The organism is Streptococcus infantis (assembly GCF_047460825.1).
Lineage (GTDB): Bacteria > Bacillota > Bacilli > Lactobacillales > Streptococcaceae > Streptococcus > Streptococcus infantis_V.
Window position 1 is genome coordinate 1 of the sequence record NZ_JASHFO010000071.1, and the last position, 885, is coordinate 885.

At 45.2% G+C, this 885-nt stretch carries 1 protein-coding gene; it reads right to left on the reverse strand.

Annotated features, from left to right (window positions below; translation table 11 throughout):
• The coding region (locus QM911_RS09850; protein ID WP_414313880.1) for an Ig-like domain-containing protein at positions 1 to 885 on the reverse strand (885 nt) is incomplete at both ends.

Here is an 885-nt window from a genome sequence, read left to right on the forward strand (position 1 = left end):
GAGCTTGAACACCATTTGAATCTGCAGTCTTAACAGTTTGATCACCTGTAAGTGTTGCTGTTGAGCCATCTGGGAACGTTACTGTTGTTGTTCCGTCTTGACCTACTTCTGCTTTAGATCCTGGGTTTGATGCTTCTACGGCTTCTTTAACTTTTGCTTTTTCTGCATCAGTCAAGTTTGCTGTATCTTTAACTGGTGTCTTAGTTGATGGAGCTTGAATGCCGTCTGCATCCTTAACATCACGTTTACCAACTGTCTTCTCTGTTGGAGTTGATGTATTACCTGAAGCATCTTTTGCTACAGCAGTCACTTTGTCACCGGCTTTCAAGCCTACAACTGGAAGAGAGAAGTGACCAGCTTCATCAGCCCTAACAGTAACAGTTTCACTATTTGGAAGAATAATTTCGATGATTGAGCCTACTTCCGCTGTACCTGTAACAGCCTTATCACCTTCTTTAACATCGTTCACAACTGGTGCTGCTGGTGCTTCTTTGTCATCGGCTTTCGCTACGGTTGCTTCTGTTGCTCCTGACTTGTTACCTGCTGCATCTGTTGCTGTTACTGAGACTTTATCGCCTTCGTTCAAGCCACTTACTGGAACGCTGAAGGTACCATCTTCACCGGCTGTTGCTGTTGCTTTTGTTCCGTTTGGAAGGGTTACTTCTACTGTTGAACCTGCTTCAGCTTTACCTGTTACAGCTGTAGCGCCTGCTTTAACTTCGTTTACTTTTGGTGCATCTGGAGCTGTCTTATCATCTGCTTTCGCTACGGTTGCTTCTGTTGCTCCTGACTTGTTACCTGCTGCATCTGTTGCTGTTACTGAGACTTTATCGCCTTCGTTCAAGCCACTTACTGGAACGCTGAAGGTACCATCTTCACCGGCTG